Origin of the sequence: Streptomyces sp. NPDC058525 (genome assembly GCF_042719495.1) — a bacterium.
GTDB lineage: Bacteria > Actinomycetota > Actinomycetes > Streptomycetales > Streptomycetaceae > Streptomyces.
The window spans coordinates 81994-105335 of sequence record NZ_JBHXNP010000014.1 but is presented as its reverse complement, the minus strand read 5'-3'; the positions used below and the strand labels follow the sequence as shown (position 1 = coordinate 105335).

Genomic DNA, 23342 nt, shown 5'->3' with positions numbered 1-23342 from the left:
GCATGAGCACGACGGTCACGGTCAACGCGGCGAAGCGCAGGATCTACGTATCCGCCTTCAGCCGGTCCGCCTACCTCCCCGCCGTCTGGGGCGCCCTGCGCTCCTACGCCGACACCCAGCCCGACCTCGTCGAGGCCTACACCTTCGAGCAGCCGTTCTTCCTGCCCGAGCAGGCCAAGGACCCGGTCTCGCTGATGGAGGACCCGGCGGTCTTCGCGATGTCCTGCTACCTGTGGAACTTCAACAAGAACATGGCGGCCTGCCGGGCCGTGAAGGAGCGCTTCCCCGACGCGGTCACCGTGGTCGGCGGCCCCCACGTGCCGGACAACGCCACCGAGTTCCTGGCGAAGCACCCCTACATCGACTTCGCCATCCACAAGGAGGGCGAGGCGCCCTTCTCCGAACTGCTGCGGGCGCTGCTCCACGACGAGCCCGACTTCGCCTCGGTCCCCTCGCTCAGCTACCGGGACCAGGACGGCAAGGTCCGCCGCAACCCGCTCGGCGGGCAGCTGCCCCGCGAGATCGACGTGCCCAGCCCCTGGCTCACCGGCCTGATGGACCCCTCCTTCGAGGCGGCCCGGGCGGCCGGCTACCAGCCGACCGTGCTGTGGGAGACCAACCGCGGCTGCCCCTACAGCTGCACCTTCTGCGACTGGGGCTCCGCGAACCAGTCGAAGATCCGCAAGTTCGACGAGGACCGGCTGCACGCCGAGATCGACTACTTCACCGAGCAGAACGTCTCGGCGATCCTGTGCGCCGACGCCAACTTCGGCATCCTCCCGCGTGACGTCGGCCTCGCCGAGCACCTCGTGCGCAACAAGCAGGAGAGCGGCTACCCGGGCAAGTTCGTCACGAGCTACGCCAAGAACGCCAACGACCGGATCGTCCAGATCAGTTCGATGTTCGCGCTCAACGGCATGTCGAACGGCACCATCCTCGCGATGCAGAGCGGCACCCAGGACGTGCTGGAGCAGGTCAAACGCTCCAACATGCCGGCCAAGAACTACGAGAAGCTCGCCGCCGCCTTCCGCGAGCGCGGCGTCGAGGCCTACACCGAGGTCATCGTCGGCCTGCCGAACGAGACCCCCGAGACCTTCGCCCGCGGCTTGTGCCGGATGCTCGAGATGGGCATCCACGACGACATCATGATCTACGAGTGCGTCCTGCTGCCGAACGCCGAGATGGGCAGCGCCGCCCATCGCGAGAAGTACGAGCTGGACACCATCACCCGCACCTACCTCCCGGACGACGTGGAAGAGGTCGAGGTCGTCGTCGGGCACTCCACGATGAGCCGCGCGGACTGGGTGCGCATGTACCTGTTCGGCGCCGTCCTGCAGGCCCTGCACAACCGCGGCATCACCCGGCAGCTCGCCACCTACCTGCACACCGAGGGAATCCTCGGCTACGAGGACTTCTACCGCTCGCTGGCCGACGCCGCGCTCGCCGACACCTCCACCGTCCTCGGCGAGGCCGTCGACCGGGCCCGCGCACTGCTCTGGGAGTACATCGAGTCGCCCACCGTCCCCAACGAGGGCAAGGTGGCCTCCCAGCCGGACATGATGGAGCGCCTCGCCCGCTGGGTGCCGGACAAGGAGTCCTGGCTCATCTACGAATGGTGTTGGGCGTACGTGCAGAACGAGCTGGACCGGTTCTACGGAGAACTGCGCGGCCAACTCGAAGGCGCCGGCGTGAAGATCGACGAACGCCTCGAGGAGCTGCTGCGCTACCAGCGCGCCTCGGTGTTCACCGTCGCCGAGTCGGGCACCAGCCGCGTCGAACTCTTCTCACACGACTGGACCGGCTACTTCCGCTCGCCCGCCGACGGGCTCCACCCCGGCGTGCACGTCACCAGCTTCGAACCTCCGGCCGGGAGGATGCGCTGATGAACACGAGCCTGGCGGCGCGCGTTCTGGACCGCGCCGCACGAGAACCGGACCGCACCGCGGTCGAACTCCCACGGACCCCCGGATCCCCGGGATCCCCGGGACAGAGCCTGACCTACGGCGCCCTGGCCGGCGCCGCCCGGGACCTGGCCGCCGAGCTGCACCGGCGCGGCGCCCGCCCCGGCGACACGGTCGCGCTGGTCGCCGCGAGCGTGCCCGAACTGGTCGTCGCCCTGCTGGCCACCGCCGGCGCCGGACTGGTGTGCGCGCCGCTCGACGACGCGCAGCCGCCCGCCCGGATCCGCAGCGCCATGCGGGTGGCCGGCGCCGGGATCGCCCTGGTCGCCAGCCCCGAGAGGGCCTCGTACTGGCTCGCGGAACTGGGGGAGCAGGCCGTCGACGTCGGCTCCGCAGCACCCCGCGGCGACGCGGGGCAGCCGCCCGGCTTCCCCGTACCGGTGGCCGCACAGGATCCCGCCTACCTGCTCTTCACCTCCGGCTCCACCGGAGTGCCCAAGGGCGTACGGGTCGCGCACGGCCCCTTCGCCCGGCACTGCGAGGTGGCCGCCGAGGCCTACGGACTCACCCCCGGCAGCGTCACGCTCCAGTTCGCCTCGCCCGGCTTCGACGTCGCGCTCGAGGAGATCTGGCCGACCCTGCTCTCCGGCGGACGGGTCGTGCTGCGCGGCGGCGGCCTGTGGTCGCTGCCCGAACTGCTCGACGTCACCGCCGCCCACGGCATCACCATGTGGCAGCTGCCCACCGCCTACTGGACCCTGCTGGGCGCCGAGGCCGCCGTCCGCGGCGACCTGCGCCCGCCGCCCTCGCTCGGCACCGTGCTGATCGGCGGGGAGGCCGCCACCACGGCCGCCGCCCGCCGCTGGCTCGGCTCGCCGATGGGCGCGGTCCGGCTGCTCAACGCCTACGGACCCACCGAGGGCGTGGTCACCTCCACGCTGTACGAGGTGCCGCGCGAGGCCGGGGCCCTGCCGCCCGGGGAGATCCTGCCCATCGGCCGGCCGCTGGCCGGACGGGGGTGCCTGGTCCTGGACGGGGAGCTGGAGCCCGTGCCGCCCGGCGGCACCGGTGAACTGTTCGTCACCGGGCCCTGCCTGGCCGACGGCTACGCGGGGGACGGGGCGGCGACCGGCCGCGCCTTCCCCACCCTGCCCGACGGCCGCCGGGCCTTCCGTACCGGGGACCTCGTCACCGAGTCCGCCGACGGGGTGCTCGTCTACCACGGGCGCCGGGACCGGCAGTTGAAGATCTCCGGCGTACGCGTCGAGCCGGGCGAGGTCGAGGCCGCGCTCGCCGACTGCGCGGGGGTCACGGCCGCCGCCGTCACCGTCGCCGGCGAGGGGGACCGCAGCCGCCTGGTGGCCCACGTGGTGCTGGCCGAACCGCCCGGCGACCCGGCGCGCCGCGCCGGCGACCTGCGCGGCGAGCTCGCCGGCCTGCTGCCCGCGGCCATGGTGCCGGCCCGCGTCGAGTTCCACGACCGGCTGCCGCGCACGGTCAACGACAAGGTCGACCACCACGCCCTGGCCGGCCCGCGCCCGTACCGAGAGGGAGGAGAGCCGGTGACCACCGCAGCCACGGCCGCCACGCCACCCGCGGCGAGCACACCGCCCGCGGCGACCGCACCACCCGCGGCAACCACGCCACCCCCGGCGACCACGCCACCCCCGGCCGCCGCGCCGCCCGCCGCGCCCAGCGCGGGCGCCCCGGTACGGGAGTTCGCACAGACTTTGGCCCAGGCGGAACTCGCCGACGCCGCCCGGGAGCTCGCCGCACTCGCGGACGCCCTGGACACCGCCACCGCCGTGCCCGAGCGGCCCGTGCCCGTACCGGGCTGGGTCGAGGTCACCGGCGAGGGCGAGGACGCGGCCGTCTCGATGGTGCCCGCCGGGGTCTCCCGACTGTACGAGGAGCTGTGCCGCATCGCGGACCCCGTGCGGCTGCGCGCCGCCGTGGTGCTCCTCCTCAACCTGAGCGTCCGCCTCCAGCAGGTACCCGGCGGCGCACAGGCCGCGGCCGCGGTCATGCAGTGCGGGGCGGAACTCGCCCCGGTGCTGGAGGCCGTCAACGGCGGCGCCCCGCCCCTGGTGGGACGCGCCGCGCTCCAGCTCACCGTCGAGGACGAGCAGGTGCTGCTCGCCGACGAGCAGGCGCGCTGGATCACCGCAGAGCTGGACCGGCTCCCGCCCGGCCCGCGCCGCCGGTCCGTCCTCGGACTCGCCGCGCTGGCCGAGCAGTTGGAGGCCGACCCGGACGCCACGCGGGCCGCTCTGGCCCTGCGCACCGTCGCGGCGGACGCCGCCCGCGCCCTGGAGGAGGAGATCCGATGATCACCAGCCAGACGCTCGGGACCACGCTCTATCCCGTCAGCATCGGCGGCCACCTCGTGGAGGCCGCCGTGGAACTCGCCCGAGGAGCGGCGGCCCGGCTCGGCGCCGGGCTCGACCTGGAACGGCTGCGCGCACACGGTGACGCCGCGGCCGCCCTCCTCCGCCTCACGGCAGCGGAACAACCCGCTCCGTGACCCACAGACGCCGGACCCCGCACAAGGCGGGATCCGGAGCTCCACCAGAACACGACTAGGAGTCGACATGACCAAGAACAACATGGACCAGCAGTCCGCCATCGAGCAGTCCGCCCAGGCCGGCAGCGAGTCCGCCGCCACCCCGGAGAAGGCGTCGATCAGCTCCCGCATCAGCAAGTACGGGAAGTACGACCGCCTCGAGGGCTGAGTTCAAGTCGTGTTCCGGGGTGCGAGTGCAGGCACTCGCACCCCGGCACGCCTTTACATGGAGGTTTCCTTGAGCACCGCACAGCCCGTACCGATCAGCCCGGAGCAGTTCCGCAAGGTGTTCGGGGGTGACCTCGGAGACGTCTTCCTCCTGGTCACGTCGCCGGGCGTGCGCAGCGCCCTCACCGTCGAGAACAGCGCCATCCCGGTTCAGGAGTACAACTGGACCGGCCCCGATTCCCGCGCGGGCCTGATCGCCGAGATGGCCGCCATCCGCGCCTCCGGCCGCCGCGCCTCCGTCCTGTGGATCGCCGACGACGAGTTCGTCCACTTCGAGGACGAGGACCTCGTGGGCATGGCCATGGGAGCCTTCTCCAGCTTCTCCGTGCCCTTCTCCGTCGAGAGCCTGCGCAACAACATCCGCGTCGTGGCCGAAGTCGACTACGAGCGCGAGCTCGGCATCGAGGAGGAGTTCCTGACCCTCCTGGACCAGGCCGACGACATGCTCTTCCTCGGCCGCGAGTTCGGCACCGAGGCCGTCTTCCAGCACCAGCTCTCCGAGCACTGGTTCTCGCTGCACGGCCCGCTCCTGCCCGGACAGCAGGTCGTCCTGCCGACCGGTGAGCTCAGCTCGCTCGTCAACGCCTCGGGAGAGTTCGAGCTCCACACCCACTTCACGCTGAACGGCGAGATCACCCTCCAGGGCGCGCCCATCGTCCACCGCGGCGGCCACGAGACCAGCCTCGCCGAGACGGAGCAGGTCTACCGCGACCTCTCCTCCATGGCCGACCAGCCGGCGATCATCACGCTGGCCGAGGGCCGCATCACCGCCGTCCGCCCGGCCGTCGCCGGCCGCGGCGAGTTCGCCGCCAACCTCGAGAAGCTGCTGGCGAAGGACGACCGCTACGCCAAGGTGCACGAGATCGGCTTCGGCACCAACACCAGCTGCGCCCCGCTGCTCCCCGGCAACCACTTCGCCAACGAGCGGCACCCCGGCGTCCACCTGGGCCTGGGCCTGGGCACGTTCACGCAGTACCACATCGACCTGATGAGCACCGCCATCGACGTGGTGATGCGGGGGGTCGAGGGCAAGGACGTCGCGCTCTTCCAGGCCCTGCGGGTGCTCCCGGAGCGGATCACCGCCGGGGTCTGATCCCCCCGGCTGTTCAGCCCGACGAGAGAGTGTGCCCGGCCGCTTCCAGAGCGGTCCGGGCGCGCTCGTACTTCTCGGCCGGTACGAGTACGAGATCCGCGTCGAACGTCGACGCGGCGAACACGCCGATCCCGGCCCCCGCCAGCGGCACGAGCAGGCCCGCCAGCATGCCGGGCAGGTCCAGGTGGTGGGCGTCGGCCCCGTACAGCCCGCGCCAGGGACCGCTGACGGACCCGGCGCCGGCCGGCAGGCGCCCGGCGCACACCACGGTGAGCCCGTCCCGGGCCCGGGTGACCGAGGACCACGGCTCGGCCGGCAGCGGGGGCACGGCGGCATCCGGGGGCAGTCGGTGCACCCACAACTGGTCAGGGAGGACGTAGAGGTGCTGCGGAACGATGGTGACGGAGAGTTCGGCCATGGGGACGACCCTAAGGGGGGTCGTGCCGCCGAACAGGCCGGATACTGGCTCCCGCGGCTGACCGGTGCCTGCCTCGAACCGCTCCTCGAACCCGAAGCCACCCCGGCCGCCGCCGTCGGAGGGCCCGCCGCGGTCGCCCCCGAAGCCGCCGCCGCCCTGCACGCGATGACCGGCGGCGCCCCCGAGGGCCTGCTGCTGCTCGCCGTCGCCGCCACCCGGATCGCCCTGGCCGGGCTCACCGGGCGCGCGGGCCTCACCGGACCCGCCGGCCAGGCCGCACCGGGGCGCGTCCCCGTGGTCGTACCGGCCTTCGGCCCGGCCGCCGGAGCCGGCGCCGCTTCCGGTCCGGGTGCCGGATCCGCCGCCCCGCAGCCCGAGTTCGCGCTGCTGGCCGCGCTGGACCCGGCCGCGCCCGCGACCGCCTTCCTGGAGGCCCTGCACGCCGAGCTGGAGCAGGCCGCCGCGCGCCCCTGGCAGGACCGGGACGCGCTGAGCGCCCGGCTCGACGCCGTCACCCCCGGCGCGGGCGCCGCCCTGAACCAGCTCGCCGTCGTCTGCCCGGCCCTGTACGGGGACCGCGCGCCGCAGCCGTCGGCCGCGCTGGTGCTGCGCGTCGCACACGCCCCGGACGGCGGCCTGTCCGTCTCCGCGCACGGCTCGGCCGCCCTCACCGGGGCACTGCCCCGCTGCGTGGCCGCCGTCCTCGAGGCCCTCGCGACCGACCCGCGCCGCAGTCCCGAGCACATCGACGTGCTCGGCGCCGCGCAGCGCGCCGAACTGCTGGACCTGGCCGCCCTGCCCGCCCCCGCCGACTTCGCGGCCACCACCCTCACCGGGCTCTTCGACGAGGCGGTCCGCCGCACCCCCGAGGCCGTCGCCGTCACCGGCGAGGGCCGCACCCTGACCTACCGGCAGCTCGCCGCCGAGGCCGCCGGCGCCGCCGCCGCGCTCGGCGCCCGCCACGGCATCGGACCCGGTGACGCGGTGTGCGTCCTGGCCCCGCGCGGCGCCGGCCTGCTCACCGCCTTCCTCGCCGTGCTGCGCACCGGCGCGGCGATCGTCCCGCTCGAACCCCGCCAGCCCGCCGCCCGCGTCGCCCTGCTGGCCCGCCTCAGCGGCGCCCGCCTCGTGCTGCGCGCCGAGGGCGTCGGACCCGCCGACGCGGAACTGCCCGTACCGGTGGCCGATCTCGCCGGCCTGCTCCCGGCCGGGACCGCGGACGGGACCGCGGACGGACCCGCCGGGGACGCGGCCGGGGCGGCGGACCGGGCCGAGCCCGGCGCGCCCGCCATGATCCTCTTCACCTCGGGATCCACCGGCACCCCCCGGCCCGTCGCCGTGTACCACGACCAGCTGGGCCACAAGGTGCTCACCGGGTCCCGCGCGCTCGGCATCGACGAGCGGACCCGTACCGCCATGCTCTCCGCGGTCACCTCCGACGCGACCGCCTTCCAGGTCTTCACCACTCTCTTCGCGGGCGGCACCCTCGTCGCCGTCGGCGACCCCGACCGGCTCGACCCCGACGCGCTGTGGCGGCGGGTGCGCGACGGCGAGGTCAACCTCGTCAACTGCGTGCCCGGCCTCTTCTCCGTCCTGCTGCGCGCCCTGCCCGAGGACGCCGGACTCCCGCTGCGCCACCTCCTGCTGGGCGGCGACACCATCCCGCGCGGCCTGCTGCCGCGCACCGTCGGACGGCTGCGCATCGGCACCTTCGCCAACCTGTACGGGCCCAGCGAGGCCACCGTCGAGGCCACCGTGTTCATCCGCGAGGGCGCGCTCGCCCAGCGGCTCGACCTGGTGCCCGTCGGCCGGCCCTCGCCCGGCTACGGCGTCTTCGTCGTCACCCCCTCCGGTGAGCTCGCCCCGCCCGGCGTCCTGGGCGAGATCCAGATCGCCGGACCCGCCGTCGCCCCCGGCTACCGGGGCGACGCCGAGGCCACCGCCGTCCGCTTCGGACGCTCCCCGCACGCCGGGGACGCCCGCGTCTTCCGCACCGGCGACCAGGGCCGCTGGAACACCGAGGGCGAACTGGAGTTCCTGGGCCGCTCCGACGGCCAGGTGCAGATCTTCGGCACCCGCGTCGAGACCGGCGAGGTCGAACAGACCCTGATCGGGCACCCCGGCGTGGTCGAGGCCGTGGTCGTGCCCCGTACCGCCGACGACGGCACCGTGACCCTGCACGCCTGGTATGTGGCCCGGCGCGGCCCGGCCGGCCCGCCGGAGCACGAACCGGTCGAGGCCGCCGCCCTGGCCGACTGGCTGCGCGACCGGCTGCCCGCCCCGATGCTCCCGGCCGGCCTGCACCGGCTCGCCACCCTGCCGCTCACCGTCCACGGCAAGGTGGACCGGGCGGCGCTGCTCGCACTGCCCACGGGGCCGAGGGGCGCCGTGTGGCAGCCAGTCGACCCGGTCGACCGGCTGGTCCACGACGCCTGGACCGAGGTGCTGGGCCGCCCGCCGCTCTCCGCCCACGAGGACTTCTTCCGGGCCGAGGGACACAGCCTCTCCGCCGTCCAGCTCGTCGCCACGCTCTGCGAGGGCACCGGCCGCCCCGACGCGGCCCGCGTCCACGAGGTGTTCGACCTGCGGACCCCGGCCGCGCTGGCCGACGTACTGCGCGAACGCGGGGCGCTGCCCCGCCCCCGTGCCGCGTCCGCCCCGGCCGCGGCGGAGGCCGCGCCCGTGCCCGCGCCCGCGTCCGGGAACACCTTCCCCGCCTCCAACGCCCAGCGCCGGATGTGGCTGCTGGACCGGATGGACCAGTCGCCGCTGCCCCCGTACACGATGGTCGAGGCCTACCGGCTCGACGGCGTCGTGGACGAGCCGCGGCTCGCGGCCGCCGTCGACGCGCTGGTGGCCCGGCACGCCTCGCTGCGCACGGTCCTGCGCCAGACCCCCGAGGGCCTGACCCAGGTCGTCCTCGACGCGCCCGCCGGAGTCCTGCGCACCGAGCGCGACACCACGCCGGAGGAGGCCTTCGCCCGGGCCTGCCGCCACCGCTTCGACCTCGCCGAGGGCCCGCTGGCCGAGGTCGCCTGGGTGCCCGACGGCCCGGCCGGCGGGGTCCTGATCTTCACCGTGCACCACGCGGTGTGCGACGGCTGGTCCTTCGGCCTGCTCATGCGCGACCTGCTGCGCTCCCTGACCGGCACCGCCGGGGACCGGGATCCCGCGCCCGCCTACACCGAGCACACCGAACGGCTCGCCGCCCGCCTGTCGGGCCCGGCGGGCGAGGCGCACCGCGCGTACTGGCGCGAGCGGCTCGCCGAGCTGCCCGAGCCGCTGGAGCTGCCCGCCGACCGCCGCCGCCCCGCCGCCCGCAGCGCCGCGGGCGGCACCGTACGCCTCGCCCTCGGCCCGGAGCTGGTCCAGGCGCTGGGCGAACTGTGCCGCGAGAGCGCGGCCACCTCCTTCATGGGCTTCACCGCGGCCCTGCGGGTGCTGCTGTGGCGGCTGTGCGCCGAGTCCGACGTCCTGCTGGGCACGGTCGTCGCGGGCCGGCCCGACCGGCGCTCCGCCGAGACCGTCGGACTGTTCGCCAACACCGTCGTCCTGCGCACCCCGGTGGACACCGCCGGCTCCTTCCGCGAGCTGCTGGCCGCCGTACGGACCACCGCGCAGGAGGCCATGACGCACCAGGAGTACCCCTTCGAGCAGCTCGTCGAGGACCTGGCGCTGCCCCGCGAACCCAGCCGCAACCCCGTCTTCGACGTGCTCGTCGAGACGGCCCTGGACGACACCGTCGCGGGCGCGGACGGCCTGGCCGTGCGCCACCTGCCCTTCGAGCAGCCCGTCAGCGACTTCGACCTGGCCTTCAGCTTCCTGGACGGCCGGGCCGGCGGCGCGGGCGAGATGTGGGTCGGCTACACCGACGACCTCTTCGACCGGGACAGCGCCCGGCGCATGGGCGAGCGGCTGATCCGGCTCCTCACCGGCCTGCTCGCCCGCCCGGACGCCCCGCTCGCGGAGATCCCCGTACTGCCCGCCGCCGAACGGCGGTTCCTGCTCGACGAGGTCAACGAGACCGCGGCCCCGTTCCCCGAGGACCGCACCCTCCTGGACCTGGTCGAGGAGCAGGTCGCCGCGCACCCGGACCGGCCCGCCGTCGTGCACGGCGCCACCGTGCTCGGCTTCGCCGAGCTCGACGCCCGCGCCGAAGCCGTCGCCGCCCGCCTGCGGGAGGCCTGCGCCGCGGGCCCCGGCGCGCTGGTGGCCGTGGTCACCGAGCGCACCGAGTGGATGGTCGTCAGCGCGCTCGCCGTCCTGAAGACCGGCGCCGCGTTCGTCCCCCTGGACCCGGAACAGCCCGGCGACCGGCTCGCGTTCGCCCTCGCCGACAGCGGGGCCCTCGCGGTGCTCGCCGACGGCGCCCACCACGCCAAGACCGCGGCCCTCACCGACCTGCCCGTCCTCGACCCGCGCACCGCCGCGACGGACGGCGCCGGCAGCCGCGCCGCACTGCCGCCGGCGGACCGGGCCACCCCGCGCGACCTCGCGTACGTCATCTACACCTCGGGCTCCACCGGCCGCCCCAAGGGCGTCATGATCGAGCACCGCGGCATCGTCAACACCGTCCACTACCGGGCCGGCTACTACGGGTTCGGGCCGGACGCCGCCGTGCTCCAGGTGCCGCCGCTGCACTTCGACAGCGGGGTCAACGACATCTTCTCGGCGCTGGTCGCCGGGACCCGGGTCGTGGTCCTCGGCAAGGACCGGCTCCTCGACGTCGAGCACGTGGCCGAGGAGATCGGGCGCAACCAGGTCACGCACATCATGCTCGTCCCCAGCCTCTACCAGCTGATGCTGGAACGCTGCGCCCCCCGGCTGGTCTCGGTCCGCCAGATCGTCCTCGTCGGCGAACGGCTCCCCGAGGCCCTCGCCGCCCGGCACGCCGAACTGCTCCCGGACACCGTCCTCTACAACGAGTACGGGCCCACCGAGGACAGCGTGTGGACCACCGTCCACAAGATCACCGACCCGGGCGCGGACATCCTGATCGGCCACCCCATCGCCAACAAGACGGTCGACGTCATCGACGCCCACGGAGACCTGGCCCCGGTCGGCGTCCCCGGCGAACTGTGCATCTCCGGCGCCGGCCTGGCCCGCGGCTACCTCGGCAACCCGGAGCTGACGGCCGACCGGTTCACGCCCCACCCGCTGCGCCCCGGCCGGCTCATGTACCGCACCGGCGACCGCGCGGCCCGCCGGCCCGACGGCAACCTGCTCTTCCTCGGCCGCATCGACGACCAGGTCAAGATCCGCGGCCAGCGGGTCGAGCCGGGCGAGGTGGCGGCCGCCCTGGCCGGGCACCCGGACGTACGGCGCTGCGCGGTCCTGGCGGTGCCCGACGAGCGCGGCGAACTGGGCCTGGTCGCCTATGTGGTGGGCGCGGCCGACCCGGCCGCCCTGCGGGCCTACCTCAGCGAGCGGCTGCCCGCCGCCATGGTGCCCGGGACGTACGTGGAGATCGCCGAGCTGCCGCTGAACCCGAACGGCAAGCTCGACCGCCGCGCGCTGCCGGCCCCGCCGTGTGCGGAGGCCGCACCGAGCCCGGGGCTGAGCCCCACCGAGGAGCGGGTGGCGAAGGTCTGGGCGGAGGTGCTCGGCGTGCCGGTCACCGACCCCGACGCGGACCTGTTCTCGCTCGGCGGCCACAGCCTGACCGCGGCCCGGCTCGCCGCCGCGCTCCAGGAGGAGTTCGGCGTCCGGGTCTCGCTGGTCACCGTCTTCCAGCAGCAGACCGTACGGGCCCTCGCGTCCTTCGTCGGCACGGCCACCGCGGCCCCGGCGGCCGGCGGCCCGGCGGCAGCCGCACCCGGCCTGCCCGCTGCCCACGGCTCCGCTGCCCACGGCCCGGCTGTCCACGGCCCGGCTGCCCACGGCCCGTCAGGCACCGGCCCGTCAGGCACCGGCCCGGTCGGCACCGGCCCGGTCGGCACCGGCCCGGCCGGGACCGGCCCGTCAGGCACCGGCCCGGTCGGCGCTGCCGCCCCGGCGCCGGCTCCCGTCGCGTCCGCCGGGCCCGCCACAGGCGTACCCGTCGCGCCCGCCGCAGGCGTACCCGGGGTGCCCGCCACCGCCCCCGACGGTGTCGTCCTGCCGCTCTCCCGGGCACAGCGGCGGATCTGGATGGCCGCGCGGACCAGCCCCAACCCCGTCGCCCTCAACATCACCGACGCCGTACGGGCCGGCCGGCCGCTGGACACCGGTCTGCTGCGGGCGGCCGTCGCCGCCCTCGCGGAGCGGCACGAGGTGCTGCGCACCCGGGTGGCCGTCGTCGGCGGCGCCGCCCGGCAGATCGTCATGGACCGGCTCCCCGATGGGCCGCAGCTGTCCGTCGTACGCGTCGGCGCCACGGACGAGGCGGTCGCCGAGGCGGTCACCGCCGCCCACTCCACGCCCTTCGCCCTGGCCACCGGACCGCTGTTCGCCGTACGGCAGCTGACCGGCCACCCCGGCGGCGACGTGCTGGTGATCACCGCCCACCACATCGTCTACGACGGCGACAGCGCGGCCCTGGCCGCCCGCGACCTGCTGGCGGCCTACGAAGCCCTCGAAGCGGGAGCGCGCCCCTGGGACGGACGGCCCGCCCGCCAGTACCGGGAGTGGGTGGCCGAGGAGGCCGCCTGGCTCGAGGGCCCCGAGGCCGCGCGCCAGCGCGCCTACTGGACCCGCACGCTCTCCGGGCCGCTGCCCCGGCTCGACCTGCCGGACAGCGGACCGCGCGCGGGCGCCGGCCGCCAGGGCGCGGGACTGGTCCGGCGCGCCCTGCCCGCCGCCGTGCTGCACGCCGCGGCCGAGGGCGGCGCGGCCACCCCGTTCAGCGCCCTGCTCACCGCCTGGGCGCTCGTACTGCACCGCCGCTCCGGCAGCGCCGAGGTGGTGATCGGCTGCCCGGCCGGCACCCGCGACCGTACGGACACGGCCGAGGTCCTCGGCTGCTTCGTCAACGCCCTGCCGGTGCGGCTCGCACCCGGCGAGGCGCACACCACTGCCGAACTGCTGACCCAGGTCCGCGACCGGCTCGCCGAGGCGTACGACCACGCCCGCTTCCCCTTCGACACCACCGTCGTGGAGATCGTGGAGCGCCCGGGCCCCGGCCGCCGGCCCGTCTACGACGCCGGGCTCAGCTGGGAGACGGCCGAACGCCTGGACGACGGGCCCGCGTTCCTCCCCGCGGACCCCGCGCAGGCCCCGCTCAGCGACGACCTGCGGATCTACGCGAGCGAGCGCGACGGCCGGGTCCTGCTCGAACTCGTCTACGACCGGGCGCTGTTCACCGAGGGCACGGCGCGAGAACTGCTCGACGACGTGGTCGGCGTGCTGCGCTGCCACCCGAACTGGTACCTCGCCGCCGCCGGACGGCCCTCGGACGGGCCCGCGGCGGACCGCGGCACCACCTGCACCGACGAAGCCGACAGACTGCAACCCGCAGGGAGCGTACGGCCATGACCGCAGCACCCCTCAGTGTTCCCGTCACCCGGGACCCGGCCACCGCGGCCGCCCCGGCCACCGTGCTGCGGCCCCGGCTGACCCGCGAAAGCGTCCCCGGGCACACCCGGCGCAGCCTGCCCCTGCCCGCCGCCTCCCGTACCGCCCTGCGCGGCGCCGGCGGGCACCCGGTGGACGAACTGGTGCTGCTGTGCGCGGCTGCGGCCCTCGCGCTGGGCGCCGCCGAGGACACCGACACCCCGGCCCTGACGGTCGCCGGCCCCGCCGGACCCGTCGGCGTCAGCGTCACGCTCGCCACCGGGCCCGGCGCCGCCACCGCCCCGGCCGGCGGCCAGGCCGAGGGCACGGCCGGAGCCCTGCTGCGGCGCGTCCGCGCCGAGCTGCTCGCCGCCCGCCCCGCCGGAGCCCGCGCCGGAGCCCTGACCGTCGCTGCGCAGGGCACGGCGCAGGCCGCCCCGGCCGGCGAGGCGCTGCTGCTCACCCTGGAGGGCTCCGGCGAGGACCGGGTCCTGCACGCCGACGTGGACACCGGGCGCTGCGAGACCTGGTTCGCGGACGCCGTGCTGCGCGTCGTCGCCCACCTGCTGGCCCAGCTCGGCGACCCCGGCCGTGAACTCGCCGCCCTCACCCTGGCCGACGCCACCGACCGGGAGACCGTCAAGGGCTGGGGCCGGGCCGGGTTCTGGCCGCCCGCCACACCGGGCACCCTGCTGGAGCGCCTGGACCGCGGCCACCTGGCGGGCGGCGAAGGCCTGGCCGTCGTCACCGGCGGGGGAGCGGGCGAGGGCGCGGCGGCCGGGGAGGCCACCGAACTGGGCCACGCCGCGCTGCGCGCCGAGTCCGTGCGCGCCGCCCGCCGCCTGCACCACGCGTACGGGGTGGGCCGCGGCGACCGGGTCGCCCTGCTCGTCGGCAAGGGCCGCCACGCCCTCACCGCGCTGCTCGGCACGGTCCGGGCCGGCGCCGCCTACGTACCCCTGGACCCGGCGCAGCCCGAAGAGCGGCTCGCCGCCGTACTCGCCGACGTCGGCGCCGCCGCCCTGGTGGCCGAGCCCGAACACCTCGAACTGGCCCGCGCGCTGGCCGGGCGCACCGGCCTGCGCCTGCTGTCCGCCGCCGACCTGGCCGCGGACACCGCCGACCTGGCCGCCCTGCCCGAGGAGGCGCCCGAGCCGCCGCGCCCCGAGGACACCGCGTACGTCATCTACACCTCCGGATCCACCGGCCGGCCCAAGGGCGTCGTCATCCGCCACTCGGCGATCGACAGCTACCTCGCCTGGAAGCACGACTACCACCGGCTGTCCGCCGACACCTGTCTGCTCCAGGTGCCCGCGCTGTCCTTCGACAGCTCCGTCTCGGACGTGTTCTCCGTACTCGGCGCGGGCGGCGCCCTGGTCCTGGTCGACGGGGTGCGCCGGCTCGACGGGGCCCACCTGCGCGGGCTCGCCGAGCGGTACACGGCCACCCACGTCACGCTCGTGCCCAGCCTCTACACCGCCGTCCTCGACGAGCTGGCCGCCGCGGGCACCCTGCGCTTGGTCACCGTCGCGGGCGAGGCCATGCCCGGCGAACTCGTCGCCCGCCACCAGCTCCAGCTGCCGCGCACCCGGCTGGTCAACGAGTACGGGCCCACCGAGAACTCCGTCGGGGCCACCGCCTTCGACTACCCCGCGCACCCGCTGCCCGGCACCCCGATCGGCTGGCCGCTGTCCCACACGGCCGTCGAGGTGCTCGACACCGCGGACCGGCCGGTGCCCCCCGGCTTCCCCGGCCAGCTGCACTTCTCCGGCCCCGGGCTCGCCGACGGCTACCTGCACCGGCCCGAGCTCACGGAGGCGGCCTTCCCCGCCGCGCCCGAGCAGCCCGGCGGCCGGCGCTACCGCTCCGGCGACCGCGGCTGGTGGCAGCCGGGCGGCACCCTGCAGTTCCTCGGCCGCGCCGACGACCAGGTCAAGATCCGCGGCAACCGGGTCGAACTGGGCGACGTGGAGGCGGCCTTGGCCGCGCTGCCCGCCGTCGAGGCGGCCGTCGCCGTGGTCTGCCGGGACGCGGGCGGCCGGCCCTCGCTCGTCGCCTTCGTCACCGGCCCCGCCGCCGAGACCCCCGCGGCCGTCCACGCGTACGCGGGCACCGTACTGCCCGCGGCCCTGGTCCCCGACCGGGTCCTGCCGCTGGACCGGGTGCCGCTCGGCACCAGCGGGAAGATCGACCGGCGGGAACTGGCCGAGCGGGCCCAGGCGGCCCACGCGGCCCACCCGGCACAGGCCTCCGCTCCGGCCGCCGGGACCGGACCGGCCGCCGCCCCCCAGGCCCCGCAGAGCCTGGAGGACCGCGTCGGCGCCGTCTTCCGGGAGGTGCTCGGCGTCGACGCGATCGGCCCCGACGACAACTTCTTCGCCTGCGGCGGCCACAGCCTGCTCGCCATCGACGTCATCACCACCCTCGAACAGCGCCACGGCCTGGCCCTGGGCATCGACGAGCTCCTCGACGGGCCCTCGGTCCGCGAGGCCTGCGCCGCCCTGCGCGGCCGCGGCGCGGACGACGGCGGTCCGGCCGCGGCCGGATCCTCGGCCGGGGCCGCGGAGGACGCGGACGGCGGGGACCACCCGCTGTCCGCCGCCCAGCGGCAGCTGTGGACCCTCGACCGGCTGGACGAGGGCGCGGACGGCGTCCACCACCTCACCGACGTCTTCCGGATCGACGGGCCGCTGGACGAACGCCAGGTCGCCCAGGCCCTCGCCGACGAGGCCGCCTGCGCGCCGCTCCTGCGCGCCCGCTTCTTCGTCCGCGACGGCGAACCCCGCCAGCGCTTCGTCTACGGGGACCGGCCGCCGCTCACCGTCCTGTGGCCCGCACCCGGCACCGACACCGACGCGATCCTGCGCGCCGAAGCCCGGCGCCCCTTCGACCTGGAACGCCGGCCGCCGCTGCGCGCCGTCCTGCTGCGGCTCTCCCCGACCAGCGCGCTCCTCGCACTGACGGCCCACCACATCGCCTGCGACGGCGAATCAGCCGTGCTGCTGGCCGAGCGGGTCTTCGCCCGGCTGCGCGCGCTGCGCACCGGCACGGCCGCCCCCCGGCCCGCCGAAGGCAGCTACCTCACCCACATCGCCCGCGAGGCCGCCGCCCAGGCCGGCCCCGAGGCGGAGCGCGACCGCGCGCACTGGCACACCGAGCTGGCCGGCCCGCTGCCGTTCCCGCTGCTGCCCGCCGACGGCCAACGCGGCGCCGCGCCCGGCCCCGGCGGCTCCAGCCGCTTCCGGCTCTCCGCACCGGACACCCTGGCCGTACGGGCGCTGGCGCGCACCTGCGGCACCAGCATGTACGGCACCGGGCTGACCGCCCTGGCCGAACTGCTCCGCCGGTTCACGGGCGAGGGCCGGATCCTCGTCGGCACGCCCGTCACCCGCCGCGACGACCCCTCGTACGCGGGGGTCGTCGGCCCGTTCCTCAACACGGTGGTGCTGTCCTGCGAGGTGGCACCGGACCTCGGCTTCGCCGAGCGCGCCGCCGCCACCCGCGCCGCCGTGGCCACCGCCATGGCCCACCGCGCCCACCCCTTCGAGCGGCTCGTGACCGAGCTGCCGGGGGCCCGCGACGGCGGCCGCACCCCGCTGTTCACGGTCATGTTCACCGCCGATGAGCGCGGCGCGGCCGGCACCGGCGACGGCAGCGACCTCGACGCCGGACCGGGACTCTCCGTACGGCGGGAGCCGTACGCCGATCACGCGGCCGCGTTCGAACTCAGCTTCCACCTCGACAACTCCGCCGAGCAGCTCGAACTCACCGCCGAGTACGACGGCACGCTCTTCAGCGCCGCCCGCGCCACCCGGCTGCTGCGGCACTGGGCCGACTTGCTGGTGCGCGCCGCCGCCGACCCGGGCCGCACTCCGGACGGTACGCCGCTGCCCGACGCCGAGCGGGCGGAACTGGCCGCGCTCGCCGACCGTTGCGCGGCGTACCCGGGAGCCCGGATCAGCGACGCCGCCGGGCGGCCCGTACCGGTCGGCGTCCCCGGCGACCTGAGCACCGGCGCCGGGGCGGCCGGGCTGCGGGCCCACTGGTCCGAGCGCGGCGAGCTGGTGCCGCGCGGTCGCGCCGGCCGGCTCGTGCCCGACCCGGGCCGCCCCGGCACCCACCTCGACCCGGCCGAGGCCGAACTGCTGCTGCTGGCGCACCCGTCGGTGCGCGCAGCCGAGGTCCGCGCCGCGGCCCCGGGCGAGCCGGGCATCCTGACCGCCCGCGTCACCGCGCACCCCGGGCACACCGTGAGCCCCGGCGCGCTGCGCACCCTCCTGCGCCGGGCGCTGCCGCTGCGGCTGACCCCGGCGACGGTCCACGTCACGGCGGGGGACGCGGGGGAGCGGACGCCGGAGCCGTCACCGGTGGCGGCCGCGCCGACCGGATCCGTGCCGACCGGGTCCGTGCCGACCGGGTCCGTGCCGACCGGTTCCGTGCCGACCGGGTCCGTGCCGACCGGTTCCGCGGCGACGGGGTCCGCGGCGACGGGGTCCGCGCCGACGGGGTCCGCGCCGACGGGGTCCGCGCCGACGGGGTCCGCGGCGACGGGGTCCGCGCCGACCGGTTCCGTGGCGACCGGTTCCGCGCCGATCGGGTCCGCGCCGATCGGGTCTGCGGCGGAGGACGCCGCGGGGCCCGTCGGGCTCGTCGCGCAGGCCGTCGCCGAGGCGCTCGGGCACGAACGGGTCGGGCCGGACGAGGACTTCTTCGACCTCGGCGGCGGCTCCCTGGACGCCGTCGCCGTCGCCGCCCGGCTGCGGATCGCGCTCGGCCGGGACGTCCCGCCCCGGCTCGTCTTCGACTCCCGCACCCCGGCGGCGATCGCCGAGGCCATCGCCGCGGCCGCGCCCGCCGACACCGCCGTCGTGGTGGCCGAGGACGGGCCGGTGCGCGCACCGGCCGCCGGCCCGGCACCGCTCAGCACCGAGCAGGCCGAGATCTGGCAGGCCCTGCGGGGCGGCGCGGCCCCAGCCGCGTTCGTCGTGTTCGAAGCTCTGCGCGCCACTGCCCGGACCCTCGACCCGCACGCCCTGCGGCAGGCCGTCGAGCACACCGCCGCCCGCCACGACGCCCTCTGCTCCCGGCTCGTCACCACCGGCGACGAGCCCCGGTGGCAGCCGCTGACCGTGCCGCGGACCGGCTGGGCCGAGGACGACCTCTCCGCGCTCCCCGGGGCCGACCGGGCCGCCGCGCTCGACGCGCTGGCCCAGCGGCACCTGGAGGAGCCCTTCGACCTCGCGGCCGGAGTACTGCTGCGGGCCCGGCTGGTACGCCTGGCCGACGACGAGCACGTCCTGCTGCTCGCCGTGCACCACATCGCCGTCGACGGCCGCTCCATGGAACTGCTGGTACGTCAGATCACCGCTGCCTACGAGGAGTTCGCCGCCGGGCGCTGGCCCGACGACCCCGCCGGCCAGCCCCCGCTGCGGCTGGCCGACGTGGCCCGCTGGCAGCAGGAGCGCACCGCGGCCGGCGCGGACGGGCACTGGCGCCGGGCGCTGGCCGCCGGCGGGCCGCCGCGGCTGCCGCTGCCGTACGACCGGCCCCGGCTGGTGCGCGGCGCGCTGATGCCGACGGAACTGCCCTTCGCGTTCGCGGCGCCGGGCACCGGGGCCTTCGGCCGGGCGGACGGCCTGAGCCCGTTCGCGCTCGGCCTGAGCGCGCTGGTCGCGGCCCTGGCCCGGGGCGCCGGGGACCCGGCCGGGACCCCGGACGAGGTGTGGCTCGCCACCGTCCTCAGCACCCGCTCCCGGCCCGGCCTCGCCGATGTCGTCGGCCCGCTCACCGGCACCGCCCTGCTGCGCGTGCCGCTCGCGGACACCCGTACGCACCGCGAGCTGGCCCGCGCCATCGGGCACGCCCTGCTCGCCGCCCACGACAGCCCCGCCGCGGCCCTCGGCTCCGTCGCCGCCCTCGCCGAGGGCGAGTACGGCGTGGACCGGGCCCTGCTCAGCCAGGTCCTGGTGGTCGCGCAGGAGGACGCGGCACCGGCACCCGGCGCCCTGTTCGCCCCCGACGGCTCGATCGCCGCCGCCCGCCCCACCGCCACCGCCTTCGACCTCGTCTGGTCGCTGCGGACCGGTGAGGACGACGCGGACGGCGTCCTCACCTACAAGGGCGAGCTCTTCGACGACACCACCGCCCAGGGGCTCGTGCAGCGCACCCGGCAGGCCCTCGAAGCCCTGGTGAACCACCCCGACGCGCTCTGGAGGGAGCAGCCGTGACCCCCGAACCCGGAGCCGCGACCACCGTGACCACCGTGACCGACGCCCCCGCCGACCCCGCATGGACCCCGGCCGCCTGGCAGCGGACCCTGGCCGCGCTCAACGACACGGCCGCGCCCGTCCCGGACGGGCCGGTGGCCGAGCTGCTCGCCGAGCGGGCCCGCCCGGTCGCCGGCCGGCCCGCCGTGGTGGCCCGGGACCGCGTCCTCAGCCACGGCGAACTGCACACCCGCGCCGAGGAGCTGGCGGTCCGGCTGCGCGCCCGCGGCGCCGGGCCCGGCGTACTGGTCCGGGTCTGCCTGCCCCGCTCCGCGGAGCTGGTCGTGGCCGTAATGGCGGTGCTGCGGGCCGGCGCCGCGTACGTGCCGCTCGACCCGGACCACCCGGCCGAGCGGCTCGCCCTGCTGGTCGACAGCGCCCCCGCGCCGCTCACCCTGACCACCACCGCGCTGGCCGGGCTGTTCCCGGGCCCGGGGGTGCTCACCGTCGACCTCGGCGCTCCCGCCGGCGCCACCGGTGTGGCCGACGTGTCCGTTCCGCCGGTCGGCGGCCCGCTGCCGGGACCGGCCGATCTCGCGTACGTCATCCACACCTCCGGATCCACCGGCCGCCCCAAGGGCGTCGCGATCGAACAGCGCTCCCTGGCCAACCTGCTGGAGGCCACCGCCGTCCCCTTCGGCCTCGGCCCGGACCGGCGCGTGCTGCAGTTCGCGAGCCCCGCCTTCGACGTCTCTGTGTGGGAGATCCTCGCGCCGCTGTGGGCGGGCGCGGCCGTCGTCGTCTTCGACGAGCCCGTCGCCTCCGCCGAGGCCCTGGCCGCGCTCGTCCGCGAACGCCGCGCCGACACCTTCTTCCTGCTCGCCGCACTGCTGGCCCAGCTGGACCCGGCCGCCTTCCCGGCCGTGACCACCGTCGTGACCGGCGGCGAGTCCTTCAGCCGGGCGCTGGTGGACCGCTGGGCCCCGGGCCGCGACCTGATCTACGTCTACGGGCCCACCGAGGCGACCGTGTTCCAGTCCTGGCACCGGTGCCCGCCGGGCCTCCCGGACGAGCCGCCCACCATCGGCCGTCCCATGGCCAACCTGCGCTACTTCGTGCGCGACGCCTCCGGGGCGCAGGTCGGCCCCGGGGTGGAGGGCGAGCTGTGGATCGGCGGCATCGGCGTGGGCCGGGGCTACCTGGGCCCCTCCGACGCGGCCGAGGCACGCTTCGTACCCGACCCCGGCGACCCCCGCCCCGGCGCCCGGCTCTACCGGACCGGGGACCTGGCCCGCCACCGCCCGGACGGCACCCTCGACTTCCGGGGGCGGGCCGACCGGCAGGTGAAGATCCGCGGCTTCCGCATCGAGCCCGGCGAGGTGGAGGCGGCGCTCGCCGCGCTGCCGGGCATCGCGGCCGCCGCCGTGGTCGTGCCCGAGGGGACGGCGCAGCCGCTGCTCGCCGGGTACGTCGTCACCGACGGCCCGCTGCCCGCCGACTGGCGGGCCCGGCTGGCCGAGCGGCTGCCCTACTACATGGTCCCGGCGGCGGTGATCCCCGTGGAGCGGATGCCCAGCACCCCCAACGGGAAGATCGACCGCCGCGAACTGGCCGCCCGCCCGCTGCCGCAGACCCCGGCCGGGCCGTCCGACACCTCGTCCGACACCTCGCCCGAGGTCTCGGGCGGGGTGTCGGACGAGGCGTGGGACGAGGCATCGAGCGAGGGGGAGCACGCCGTACGGACGGTGCTGCGCGGCCTGTTCGCCGAGGAGCTCGGCCGGCCCGTCGCGGACGACGGCGACTTCTTCCTCCTCGGCGGCACCAGCCTGAAGGCCGCCTCCCTGGCCGCCGCGGCCGCCGGGCTGCTGTCCGCGCCGGTGCGGATCCGCGACGTGTTCGACCGCCCGAGCATCGCCGCCCTCGCCGCGCTGCTCACCCCCCGCGCGGGCACCGCGCCCGCCGCCGGGGCCGGTTCGGCCGCTGGGGCCGTCGCCGCCGCCGGGGCCGGCTCCGCAGCTGGGTCCGGCTCCGCCGCCGGGGCCGGTTCCCCCGCCGGAGGGCCCCGGCAGGCCTCCGCCGTCCAGCGCTGGCTCTGGCTGGAGGACCGCACCCGCAGTGCGGGGACGGCGGGCACCGCCGCCTACCACGTGCCGATGCTGCTCGACTGCCACGGCACCGCCGATCCCGAGGCCCTGGGCGCCGCGTTCACCCGGCTCCAGGAACTCCAGCCGCAGCTGCGCACCGTGTTCCACGAGGAGCGCGGCGAGCCGGTGCCGCGCCCCGCGCCCGAGCCCGCCCGCCTGGAGGTCGTCGACCTGCCCGACGAGGCCGCGTGCGAGGCCCTCGTGCGGGAACGGGCCCACCGGCCCTTCGACCTGGCGGCCGGGCCGCTGGTCCGCGCGGCCCTGCTGCGCCGTCCCGGCGGCCCGGACCGGCTGCTGGTCGTCCTGCACCACATCGTCGCCGACCAGACCTCGCTGGAGGTCGTCGCCCGCGCGCTGGCCGGGACCGGGGGACAGCGGGCCGAAGCCGCCGACGGGATCGCCGCGCCGGGCCCGCACGAGCCGTCGTACGACACCCAACTCGCCTACTGGCAGGACAGGTTGACCCCGTCCGCGGCACCCCTCCCGCTGCCCGTGGACCGGCCGCGCAGCGGCCCGGCGGGCCGCGGCACCGCCGTCACCACCGTCCGCCTCGACGCCGCGGAGCTCGGCGCGCTGGAGCGGCTCGCGCGCGGCCACCGCACCGGCCTGTTCGGGGTGCTGGCCGCCGCCGTGGCCGCCACCCTGCACGAGGCGACGGGCGCCGGCGACATCAGCCTGGGCACCGCCGTCAGCCGCCGCCCGGCCCTCGGGCGCGCCGACGTGGTGGGCTGCCTGGTCAACACCGTGGTGCTGCGGACCGCCGTGCACGGGGAACTGCCCTGCGCGGATCTGATCGCGGACCTCGCCGGCACGACGGTCGGCGCACTGGACCACGGCGGGCTGCCCTTCAGCGAACTCGTGCGCGCCCTGGACCCGCCGCGCCCGCCCGGCCGCAACCCGCTCTTCGACGTGTGGGTGACGCTCTGGGACGAGATCGACACCGGGCCGCGCCCGCTGCGGCTGACGGGCGGTCCGATCCCGCTGGACGAGGGACTGTTCGACCTCTCGTTCCAGTTCGCGCGGTCCGCGCGCGGCCTGACCCTGCTCCTCCAGTACGACTCCGCGCTCTACGAGCCGGACACCGCCCGCTCACTGGCCGAGAAGGCAGCCGACGCCGCCCGCCGCCTCGCGACGGCCGACCCCTCGGCCCCCGTCCGCTCCCTCGTGCCCGAGGCCCCGGCCCCGGACCTCCCGGCCGACGGGCCGGCGTTCGCGGGATTCTCCTGGGCCTGAGCCGCGGGCCCGATCCGCGGGCCCGATCCGCGGGCCCGATCCGCGGTCCGGGAGCGCGCGTGACGAAGCCCCGGCCGGCGCATGGC

9 protein-coding genes are annotated in these 23342 nt (G+C 76.6%); 8 read left to right on the top strand and 1 reads right to left on the bottom strand.

Annotation, left to right across the window (positions count from 1 at the left end):
- The first annotated feature begins 2 nt into the window (after positions 1–2).
- The 5 genes from ACFWP3_RS10285 (at position 3) to ACFWP3_RS10265 (ending at position 5785) form a co-directional block, all read left to right on the top strand.
- Positions 3–1883 (top strand): B12-binding domain-containing radical SAM protein, encoded by a 1881-nt coding sequence (locus ACFWP3_RS10285; protein WP_384218409.1) that lies wholly within the window; start codon positions 3–5, stop codon positions 1881–1883.
- On the top strand, positions 1883–4231 hold the full coding sequence (locus tag ACFWP3_RS10280; RefSeq protein WP_384218406.1) for an amino acid adenylation domain-containing protein: 2349 nt from the start codon (positions 1883–1885) through the stop codon (positions 4229–4231). The genes ACFWP3_RS10285 and ACFWP3_RS10280 overlap by 1 nt, the downstream gene beginning before the upstream one ends.
- The gene (locus ACFWP3_RS10275; RefSeq protein WP_384218404.1) at positions 4228–4425 is read left to right on the top strand and encodes a hypothetical protein; all 198 of its coding nucleotides are present in this window, start codon (positions 4228–4230) and stop codon (positions 4423–4425) included. Before ACFWP3_RS10280 ends, ACFWP3_RS10275 begins: the two co-directional genes overlap by 4 nt.
- A 67-nt stretch (positions 4426–4492) precedes the next feature.
- Positions 4493–4633 carry a hypothetical protein gene (locus ACFWP3_RS10270; RefSeq protein ID WP_384218401.1) on the top strand — a complete coding sequence of 47 codons (141 nt, stop codon included), beginning with the start codon at positions 4493–4495 and terminating at the stop codon, positions 4631–4633.
- A 69-nt stretch (positions 4634–4702) separates the two neighbouring features.
- Positions 4703–5785, top strand: coding sequence for a hypothetical protein (locus tag ACFWP3_RS10265; RefSeq protein WP_384218399.1), 1083 nt, complete (start codon positions 4703–4705; stop codon positions 5783–5785).
- Between the two features lie 13 nt (positions 5786–5798).
- On the opposite strand, the gene ACFWP3_RS10260 is transcribed toward ACFWP3_RS10265, so the two are convergent.
- Positions 5799–6203, bottom strand: coding sequence for an ACT domain-containing protein (locus ACFWP3_RS10260; protein WP_384218396.1), 405 nt, complete (start codon positions 6201–6203; stop codon positions 5799–5801).
- Here ACFWP3_RS10260 and ACFWP3_RS10255 point away from each other — a divergent pair.
- The 3 genes from ACFWP3_RS10255 to ACFWP3_RS10245 are packed head-to-tail and all read left to right on the top strand — an operon-like array spanning position 6168 to position 23256.
- Positions 6168–13655, top strand: coding sequence for an amino acid adenylation domain-containing protein (locus ACFWP3_RS10255; RefSeq protein ID WP_384218394.1), 7488 nt, complete (start codon positions 6168–6170; stop codon positions 13653–13655). The genes ACFWP3_RS10260 and ACFWP3_RS10255 overlap by 36 nt on opposite strands.
- Entirely contained in the window at positions 13652–19900 is a 6249-nt protein-coding gene (locus ACFWP3_RS10250) for an amino acid adenylation domain-containing protein (protein WP_384218392.1), read from the top strand. The genes ACFWP3_RS10255 and ACFWP3_RS10250 overlap by 4 nt, the downstream gene beginning before the upstream one ends.
- On the top strand, positions 19897–23256 hold the full coding sequence (locus ACFWP3_RS10245; RefSeq protein ID WP_384218389.1) for an amino acid adenylation domain-containing protein: 3360 nt from the start codon (positions 19897–19899) through the stop codon (positions 23254–23256). The genes ACFWP3_RS10250 and ACFWP3_RS10245 overlap by 4 nt, the downstream gene beginning before the upstream one ends.
- Positions 23257–23342 lie beyond the last annotated feature (86 nt).